This window comes from Thauera butanivorans NBRC 103042, from assembly GCF_001591165.1.
GTDB lineage: Bacteria > Pseudomonadota > Gammaproteobacteria > Burkholderiales > Rhodocyclaceae > Thauera > Thauera butanivorans.
The window spans coordinates 24509-32255 of record NZ_BCUG01000061.1 but is presented as its reverse complement, the minus strand read 5'-3'; the positions used below and the strand labels follow the sequence as shown (position 1 = coordinate 32255).

The 7747-nt window shown below is 66.5% G+C and carries 11 protein-coding genes; 3 read left to right on the top strand and 8 right to left on the bottom strand.

What is annotated here, in order from left to right; translation table 11 throughout:
- The 3 genes from TBU01S_RS23300 to TBU01S_RS19555 form a co-directional block, all read right to left on the bottom strand.
- On the bottom strand, positions 1–339 hold a 339-nt coding region (locus TBU01S_RS23300), incomplete at its 3' end, for a DUF5615 family PIN-like protein (RefSeq protein ID WP_083953738.1).
- Positions 336–593, bottom strand: a complete 258-nt coding sequence (locus tag TBU01S_RS19560) for a DUF433 domain-containing protein (RefSeq protein ID WP_245650991.1) — start codon at positions 591–593, stop codon at positions 336–338. The genes TBU01S_RS23300 and TBU01S_RS19560, both read right to left, overlap by 4 nt.
- Positions 590–1294 (bottom strand): ABC transporter ATP-binding protein, encoded by a 705-nt coding sequence (locus TBU01S_RS19555; RefSeq protein WP_068639175.1) that lies wholly within the window; start codon positions 1292–1294, stop codon positions 590–592. Before TBU01S_RS19555 ends, TBU01S_RS19560 begins: the two co-directional genes overlap by 4 nt.
- Here TBU01S_RS19555 and TBU01S_RS19550 point away from each other — a divergent pair.
- Positions 1278–1892 carry an arylesterase gene (locus TBU01S_RS19550; RefSeq protein WP_068639180.1) on the top strand — a complete coding sequence of 205 codons (615 nt, stop codon included), beginning with the start codon at positions 1278–1280 and terminating at the stop codon, positions 1890–1892. The genes TBU01S_RS19555 and TBU01S_RS19550 overlap by 17 nt on opposite strands.
- Positions 1893–1899: 7 nt before the next feature.
- Here TBU01S_RS19550 and selD read toward each other — a convergent pair whose 3' ends face one another.
- Positions 1900–2940, bottom strand: a complete 1041-nt coding sequence (gene selD, locus TBU01S_RS19545; RefSeq protein WP_068639174.1) for a selenide, water dikinase SelD — start codon at positions 2938–2940, stop codon at positions 1900–1902.
- A 57-nt stretch (positions 2941–2997) separates the two neighbouring features.
- On the opposite strand from selD, the gene mnmH reads away from it, so the two are divergent.
- Complete coding sequence (mnmH, locus tag TBU01S_RS19540; RefSeq protein ID WP_068639173.1) at positions 2998–4077, top strand: tRNA 2-selenouridine(34) synthase MnmH; 1080 nt, start codon at positions 2998–3000, stop codon at positions 4075–4077.
- A gap of 191 nt (positions 4078–4268) precedes the next feature.
- On the opposite strand, the gene TBU01S_RS19535 is transcribed toward mnmH, so the two are convergent.
- Genes TBU01S_RS19535 through TBU01S_RS19520 form a run of 4 tightly spaced genes read right to left on the bottom strand, consistent with a single transcriptional unit; the run spans position 4269 to position 7429 of the window.
- The gene (locus tag TBU01S_RS19535) at positions 4269–4637 is read right to left on the bottom strand and encodes a hypothetical protein (protein WP_068639172.1); all 369 of its coding nucleotides are present in this window, start codon (positions 4635–4637) and stop codon (positions 4269–4271) included.
- Positions 4624–5478 carry a DUF3325 domain-containing protein gene (locus TBU01S_RS19530; protein ID WP_068639171.1) on the bottom strand — a complete coding sequence of 285 codons (855 nt, stop codon included), beginning with the start codon at positions 5476–5478 and terminating at the stop codon, positions 4624–4626. The genes TBU01S_RS19535 and TBU01S_RS19530 overlap by 14 nt, the downstream gene beginning before the upstream one ends.
- The gene (locus tag TBU01S_RS19525; RefSeq protein ID WP_068639170.1) at positions 5475–5786 is read right to left on the bottom strand and encodes an iron transporter; all 312 of its coding nucleotides are present in this window, start codon (positions 5784–5786) and stop codon (positions 5475–5477) included. Before TBU01S_RS19525 ends, TBU01S_RS19530 begins: the two co-directional genes overlap by 4 nt.
- Positions 5783–7429, bottom strand: coding sequence for a PepSY-associated TM helix domain-containing protein (locus tag TBU01S_RS19520; RefSeq protein ID WP_068639169.1), 1647 nt, complete (start codon positions 7427–7429; stop codon positions 5783–5785). Before TBU01S_RS19520 ends, TBU01S_RS19525 begins: the two co-directional genes overlap by 4 nt.
- Positions 7430–7512: 83 nt before the next feature.
- Here TBU01S_RS19520 and TBU01S_RS24090 point away from each other — a divergent pair, with 83 nt between their 5' ends.
- Complete coding sequence (locus TBU01S_RS24090) at positions 7513–7704, top strand: hypothetical protein (RefSeq protein ID WP_157659214.1); 192 nt, start codon at positions 7513–7515, stop codon at positions 7702–7704.
- Positions 7705–7747 lie beyond the last annotated feature (43 nt).

Below are 7747 nucleotides of genomic sequence, written 5' to 3'. Positions count from 1 at the left end.
GGCGTCACCGAGTTCGACGATTTGCTCGCCCGCCTTCAACAAAACGATGGCGTCGAGAAACAAGCGTCCGAGTACTTCGCGCAAGCGTCGATTGGTCAGGTTTCCACAAGTCACCCACAGCAGTCGCGGTGGGGGGCCGCGCTGTGCAATCAATTCGATGAAATCGCTGTCCTTGCTGATCAGCACGACTTCACCTGTATCTCGCGCTCGATCGAAGATATGCCCGTCCTCTGCGTCGTGTAATCCGAGAAAGCGCATCGAATAGGCTTCCACACCAAAGGCTTCGGACAACCATGGCGCAAGACTGGGCGGCAACTGGGCATCCACCCAGAAAATCACGCCGCCAGCCTCGCAATGGATGCGCGCTTGGCGGCGAAATGCAGGCAGGCCAGGATGTCCGCGCCTTCCAGATCAGGGAAGTCCGTCAGGATTTCAGACTGATCGACTCCCTGGGCAAGCATTTCCAGAACGTCGGCCACGCGAATCCGCAGTCCGCGAATGCAGGGCTGCCCACCGCATTGGCGAGGATTGAAGCTGATACGCTGATCAAGGTCGGTATTCATTGCTTTCTCATCCTTGGCCTGAATGGTCATTGTGCCTCACTCAAGCGCCCCGCATCCATCCGCAGCACGCGCCCGCAGCGGCGCGCAAGCGACTCGTCGTGGGTGACGAGAATCAGCGTGGTGCCGGCTTCGCGGTTGAGCGCGAACATCAGTTCGATGATGGCGCGGCCGGTTTCGGCGTCGAGGTTGCCGGTCGGCTCGTCGGCCAGCAGCAGGCGCGGATCGGGGGCGAAAGCCCGCGCCAGCGCGACGCGCTGCTGCTCGCCGCCGGACAGGTGCTTGGGATAGTGGCTCAGCCTGCTTTCCAGGCCGACGCGCTGCAGCCATTGCGTGGCCACCTCGCGCGCCTGCGGCACCCCGGCCAGTTCCAGCGGCAGCATCACGTTCTCCAGCGCGGTGAGCGCCGGCAGCAGCTGGAAGGACTGGAACACGAAGCCGATGGTCTCGCCGCGCAGCGCCGCGCGCGCATCTTCGTCGAGGACGAAGAAATCCGTGCCCTGCAGCCTGACCGAACCGCCCGATGGAACATCCAGCCCGGCGAGCAATCCCAGCAGCGTCGATTTGCCCGAACCCGACGCGCCGACGATGGCGACCGACTCGCCCGCGCCGACAGCGAAGCCGACATCCTGCAGAATGTGCAGATCACCCTCGCCGTCGGCCACCTTCACGCGCTTCGACAGGCGCTCGACTTCGATGACCGGAATGGAGATTTCAATGCCGCTGCGATCCATCGCTACCTTCTTTGTCATGCTGCTGTTCATGAGTGCCGCCCAGGCGGCGACGATCCTGGTGTGGGGCGACAGCCTGTCCGCCGGCTACGGCCTGAAGCCCGGCGAAGCCTGGCCCACCCTGTTGCAGACGCGCCTGGAGGAAAAAGGGTTCCACCATACCGTCGTCAATGCCAGTGTATCCGGCGAGACTTCGGCCGGCGGCCGCTCGCGCCTGCCGGCCGCGCTCGAACGCCACAAGCCCGACATCGTCATCCTGGAACTCGGCGCCAACGACGGTCTGCGCGGCCTGAAGCCGCAACTGCTGGCCGAGAACCTCGAAGCGATGATCGCCGCATCCCGCGAAGCCGGTGCCCGGGTGCTGCTGATCGGCATGCAGATGCCACCGAATTATGGTCCCGCCTACACCCGCCGGTTTGCCCAGGCTTTCGACGAAGTCGCCAAGGCCCAGCAGGTGCCACTCGTTCCCTTCCTGATGGAAGGCTTCGCCGACCAGCCCGAGCGCTTCCTCGCCGACGGCATCCATCCCACGGCCGACGCGCAGCCGCTGGTGCTGGATACGGTGTGGAACGGCCTGGAGCCATTGCTGGGCAAGCGCTAGCGCAGCCTCAGACCACCGTCACGATCGCTTCGCCCGCCACCATCCGCCCGATCACCGTGCCGGACTCGCCCTGTGCGTCGGCGATCGCAGCCTGCACCGCGTCCAGCGCGCGCTCGTCACAGGCGATCAGCAGACCGCCCGAAGTCTGCGGATCGGTGACGAGCTTTTGCTGCCATTCCGGCGCGCTCGCCGGCAGGCGCACACCGCTGCCGTAGCTGGCCCAGTTGCGCGTCGAGGCGCCGGTGGCGATGCCGTCCCTGACCAGCGCCGCGGCTTCGCCGATGAGCGGCAGCGCGTCGATGCGCACTTCCGCGCCCAGCTTGCCGCCGCGGCACATTTCCAGCAGGTGGCCGGCCAGGCCGAAGCCGGTGACGTCGGTGACGGCATGCACGCCGTCCAGCTCGGCAAGCACGGTGCCGGCGCGGTTCAGCGTGGTCGTCCAGCGAACCATCTGCTGATAGCCCTGCGGCGACAGCAGCCCCTTCTTCAGCCCCGCCGACAGGATGCCGATGCCGAGCGGCTTGGACAGCACCAGCACGTCGCCATCGCGCGCGCCGGCATTGGTCTTGACCTTGGCCGGATCGACCACACCCAGGCCGACGAGGCCGTAGATCGGCTCGAGCACGTCGATCGAATGGCCGCCGGCGATGGGGATGCCGGCGTCGCGGCACACTTCCGCTCCGCCCTGCAGGATCTCGCCAATGACTTCGCGCGGCAGCTTGTCGAGCGGCATGCCGACGACGGCCAGCGCGAAGATCGGCGTGGCGCCCATCGCATAGACATCGGACAGCGCGTTGGTGGCGGCGATGCGGCCGAAGTCGCGCGGATCGTCGACGATGGGCGTGAAGAAATCGGTGGTGGCGACCACGGCCTGGCGCTCGTTCAGCCGATACACTGCCGCATCGTCCGAGGTGTCGGTGCCCACCAGCAGCTCGGGCGGCATCAGGCCGGCCGGCATCGCCGCAAGCAGTTCGGTCAGTACGCCGGGCGCGATTTTGCAGCCGCAGCCGCCGCCGTGGGAAAATTGCGTGAGTTTGATTTCGTTCATAGCCGGAAAGAGGAGCAGCGGGCGCGCAAGGAGTATTGGAAACGTGCCTGCGAAAACATGAGAAAAGGCGTCGCGACCGTAGCACAGCTATCCGGCTTTGACGAGATCATCGATGCCCGCAGCCCGGCGGAATTCGCCGAGGATCGCATTCCCGGCGCGGTCAACCTGCCGGTGCTGGACGACGAACAGCGCATCGTGGTCGGCACCCTGTACAAGCAGTCCGCCTTCGAGGCCCGCCGGCTCGGCGGTGCGCTGGTCGCCGAGAACATTGCCCGCCATCTCCAGGGCCATCTCAAGGACAAACCGAAAAAATGGCGGCCGCTGGTGTATTGCTGGCGCGGCGGACAGCGCAGCGGTTCATTCACGACCTGGCTGCGCATGGTGGGTTGGGACGCCCATCAACTGGAAGGCGGCTACAAGGCGTTTCGGCACCACGTCATTTCCGAGATCGGGCACTACGCCTCGGCGCTGCGCTGGCGGGTCGTCTGCGGCCCCACCGGCAGCGCCAAGACGCGGGTGCTGGAGGCGCTGGCGCACGCCGGCGCGCAGACACTCGACCTGGAAGACCTGGCCGCTCACAAGGGCTCGGTGCTCGGCGCCCTGCCCGGCCGGCCGCAGCCCGCACAGAAGCACTTCGAAACCCTGCTGTGGGCGCGGATGGCGGCGCTCGATCCGGCACACCCGGTGCATGTCGAAGCCGAAAGCCGCAGGATCGGTGCACTCTTCGTGCCCGAGCCGCTGATCCTCGCGATGCGCCGTGCGCCCTGCATCGCCATCGAAGCCAGCCGCGAGGCGCGGCTGGAATTCCTGGTGCACGACTACGCCTACCTCGGCGACGACATCGCCCGCCTGCGGGCCAACATCGACCGCCTCGCCCAGTTGCAGAGCCGCAAGACCATCGAGCACTGGCACGCATTGGCCGAGGCCCGTGCCCTGCCCGAACTGTTCGGCGAATTCATCGACCTGCACTACGATCCGCTCTACCGCCGCTCGCAACATGGCAACTACGCCGGGTTCGGCGATGCGCCGCAGCTGGAAACCGATGACCTGAGTCCAGCCGGCATCGACGCGCTGGCGCAGCGGATACTGGCGCTCGATCCCGCCCGAGGCGGTACGGGCGATCCGGGTGTGGCCTGAGCAGCCGCCTGTGCTTCAGCCCAGCCGGCTTCGGCCAGCATGCTCCGCCCCGCGAGCGACGAGCCCGGATGCAGCACCGGCGGACATCAGCGGGGAACCTCGAAGCTGAGCGTGGCCGTGTGGCGCACGTCGTCGTACTTCTTGCAAGGGATGTTGGGGGGAACGGGACTGCGGCATGAGTTCTCCTGTCTTTACCGGGTACGCATCCAGCGCGGCACCCGATCGGGCGGCGGCGCGGTGATCTCTTCCTGTTCGACCGTGACCTGCAAACCGGGGCCGATGTCGAACAGCACGTAGAAGGGCTGTTCAGGTTTCTTGAATGTCCATGTGGAATCCGCGCCCAGCTTGCCTTCGAGCAGCGCACCGCCGTCCACGGCGATGACTTCCATGCGCGAATCCGGCATTTCGTCGCCGTCGTTGGTCGCGCCCCGGCAGCGCACGGTGTGCTCGTCCACCAGGAAGCAGCGGGCCACCGGTTCGTGGGCAGCAGCCCCGGCGCACCCCAGCGCCAGGCCGAGGGCCAGCAGCCAGCGGGCGCTCGAGTGTTCAGCGTCTTGCATGTTTGCTCCGTTGTTCATCGAACCAGGCCACGGTGGCGGGAGAGACCCGATCCATGCGTATCACGGCCTGGTGGACGCTGCCGTCCTTGCCGACGACGGTGAGCCACAGCTCGCTGTCCGCCCGTGTCGTGGACGGCAGCGGAATTTCCACCCGCCGCTCCCAGCGCTGCCCCATGAAAGCCATGCCGGTAGCGCGCTCCGAGCGCGGCTTGTTCACCTTCAGGTAGGCCCGCTGGATGTCGTCGTCGCAGGCCTCGCAAAAGCGAAGGCGGAATTCCTTCATCGGAACGTCCATCTCCATCACCTCCGGCTCGTCGCGGTGGGCCTCGGCAAAGGCGAACTGCCACGGCCCCACCTTGCCCTGGATCGCGTCAGGGCGCTTGAGCAACTGGACTTCCTCGCCGGCCAGGCCTGCCGAGAACACGGCGACAGTGGCCGCCAGCAGGCCGGCGGCAATCCAGCGGCGAGCGCGTGGCTCGGGAATGGCATCCGCCTCGGCCGGCCCAGGCTTCGCGCTACCGCGTTCGGCGCGTTCGCGCACAGGCGGTTGCCAGGGCCACTTGGGGAAGGCGAACACCCAGGCCAGCGCAGCAACGCTCAGCCAGCCCAGCCACAGCGTGATGCCCACGCCGCTGCCCAGCGCAGCGATGCCCAGCACCAGCGCGACCGCCAGCAACAGCCAGCCCAGCGCCCGTGCCATGCGCCGCCAATGCGATGCAGGCAGCCTGCCGAGCAGATGCTTGCCATGGCGCTCAGTGGCGAAAGCCAGCGCGAAGAAGCCCAGCCCGCTCAGCAGCAGGATACCCAGATGCATCCCGCTCAAGTTCGACACGACGTTCATGCACCGCCTCCCTGCTCCACCAGCCAGAGCAGCCAGGCGATTCCGGACAGCAGCACTGTGCCGGCCACCATGCCTGCCCAGGCACGGCCGGCGCTGCGCGCGTGGACGGCCCAGATCACCGCCACGGTGTATACCGTGAAGCTGATCATCGTCGCCCACAGCACGGCCTGTGCCCGCGGCGCCGGCCACAGCAGCGACAGCAGCACGGTGGCGGCGGAAGTGAGCGCGTAGCCCCCCAGCGCGGCGGCAGCCACACGGGACGCCACCGACCAGCGATAGGCCGGCGTCAAGGTGCTTTCCTTCTTCATGCCACCCCCTTCTTGGGCATGGCGCCCGCCGCAGCCCGCACGGCCTGGCCCGCCGGGGCCAGCCGGCGCCGCACCTTGATGGCCGTGCAGGCGAACATCGCGGCCAGCGCCCACATCGTCAGGTCGAAGCCCGCCAGCACCCAATCGCCGGCCGGCAGGGTCTGGCCCAGATGGCGACCCGTCGTCAGAGCGTTGATCACCGGCACCAGCGCATAGGCCGCGCAGGCACCCCACAGCAGTTCGACCCAGGCGCGGGCAAGCGGCCGCGCCTGCGCATAGAACAAGCTTCCCAGCCACACCGCGAACAGGCAGTGAAACTCCCAGGCCGCGCGATCCGCGATGTCGACCGGCAGCAGGCGGTTCGCCCAGAAATAGGTCGCCACCGCCAACGGCAGGCCGGCAATGGTGGCAACGTTGAGCGCCTCGACCAGCCGCACGCCGAAGTGCTCGGCGCCTTCACGGCCGCTACCCAGGTGGTGCCTGCGCCGCTTGACGCTCCACAGCACCAGCCCGGTGCCGATCATGGCGCAGCCCAGCAGCCCGGCGATGAAATACAACCAGCGCCCCCATATGTCGGCGAACAGGCCTTCGTGCAGGTTGAAGATCACCCGCTGCGTCTTTGCCGCCGAGCCACCGGGCCGGGGCTCTGGCTCCAGCAACTCTCCCGTCTCCGCATGAAACCGCAGCATGGCCGGGTTCCAGAAGTCCAGACTGCCGCCGGGAATCCGGGAAATGAGGATTTCGGGCGGCTCGCCCTCGTGGCGCTCGATGGTCACCGAAGCCACCTTGCCCGCCCCCCATTCCGCCTCCGCCTGCGCAAGCAGCGGCACCAGCGGCACGGCCGGCCTGCCGATCGGTTCATGCTTGTGTTCGCCGCGCTCGAACAGCGCGTCGTAGTACGCCGTCTGCTCCGCCGGGCCGGTGCCGTACAGCATGTCGCGCCCGGCCGGCATGTAGGTGAACAGGAAGAACACCAGCCCGCTGTAGGTGATCATCAGGAAGAAAGGCAGCGCCATCACGCTCACCGCGTTGTGCGCATCCAGCCAGCTTCGCTGCCCTTTGCCCGGCCGGAAGGTGAAGAAATCCTTGAAGATCTTCTTGTGCGTGATCACCCCGCTGACGATCGCCAGCAGCATCAGCATCGTGGCGATGCCGACGATGCTGATGGCCCAGTCGTAAGACATGTAATGCAGCGCGTAATGCATCCGGTACAGGCCACGGCCGCCCGCGGTTTCGCGCGGTTCGGGGCCTGCGAGCAGCAGCGCACCGGAGACGGGGTCGAGCTTCTCGCTGCCGCTCGCGCCCCACTCGTGGCCCGGCAAAGGCATCTCTTCCCAGCGGATTTCGAGGCCGCGCCATTCGCGCGGCGCCATCGCTTCGTGCGGCAGGGTGATGCGCCAGCTCGCGGCCACCGGGGCCATCTGCTCCAGGCGTTGCAGCGCGAGTTCGAGCATATGCACGGTCGCGGCGCCTTCTCCCGGCCTGTCCGGTTCCATGGCGCGCTCCGGCTGCATCCAGCGGGTGATCTCGTACTGGAAATAGCCGGCAGTGCCGGTGACGAAGACGAAAAACAACACCCAGCCGGCCACCAGGCCGACCCAGGTGTGCAACCAGGCCATCGACTGGCGGAGATGCTCTTTCATGCCTGCCCCCAGGCATGACGGGCAGGCCCGCATGGGAAGAAAAATTGTCTGTGCATCGGTAAGGACAAGAAAAGGAAGGGGCCATGGACGGCCACGGACTCGTACGACAGGCTCGGAGACAAGCCTCCACCGCCGTCTTTTTTGCGCTCTCATCAGGTATGTCGTTTGAGGCGGCAAAAAACGGACATTTCTTACTTATTGTTACAACTAGACATGAAAAAGGCGCGCCGCAGCCTGCGGCAGATGCGATTTACGATTCCTATTCTGAGAAATGAAAATATGACTGATCAACAATACTATTTGTGCCTGTTCGCACCA

Bases quoted from the DNA above. Each gene is read 5' to 3' on its own strand.
- TBU01S_RS19560 (WP_245650991.1), bottom strand. From the start codon at position 593: ATGACCATTCAGGCCAAGGATGAGAAAGCAATGAATACCGACCTTGAT.
- TBU01S_RS19550 (WP_068639180.1), top strand. From the start codon at position 1,278: ATGCCGCTGCGATCCATCGCTACCTTCTTTGTCATGCTGCTGTTCATG.
- TBU01S_RS19555 (WP_068639175.1), bottom strand. From the start codon at position 1,294: ATGGATCGCAGCGGCATTGAAATCTCCATTCCGGTCATCGAAGTCGAG.
- selD (WP_068639174.1), bottom strand. From the start codon at position 2,940: ATGAACGAAATCAAACTCACGCAATTTTCCCACGGCGGCGGCTGCGGC.
- mnmH (WP_068639173.1), top strand. From the start codon at position 2,998: ATGAGAAAAGGCGTCGCGACCGTAGCACAGCTATCCGGCTTTGACGAG.
- TBU01S_RS19535 (WP_068639172.1), bottom strand. From the start codon at position 4,637: ATGCAAGACGCTGAACACTCGAGCGCCCGCTGGCTGCTGGCCCTCGGC.
- TBU01S_RS19530 (WP_068639171.1), bottom strand. From the start codon at position 5,478: ATGAACGTCGTGTCGAACTTGAGCGGGATGCATCTGGGTATCCTGCTG.
- TBU01S_RS19525 (WP_068639170.1), bottom strand. From the start codon at position 5,786: ATGAAGAAGGAAAGCACCTTGACGCCGGCCTATCGCTGGTCGGTGGCG.
- TBU01S_RS19520 (WP_068639169.1), bottom strand. From the start codon at position 7,429: ATGAAAGAGCATCTCCGCCAGTCGATGGCCTGGTTGCACACCTGGGTC.
- TBU01S_RS24090 (WP_157659214.1), top strand. From the start codon at position 7,513: ATGGACGGCCACGGACTCGTACGACAGGCTCGGAGACAAGCCTCCACC.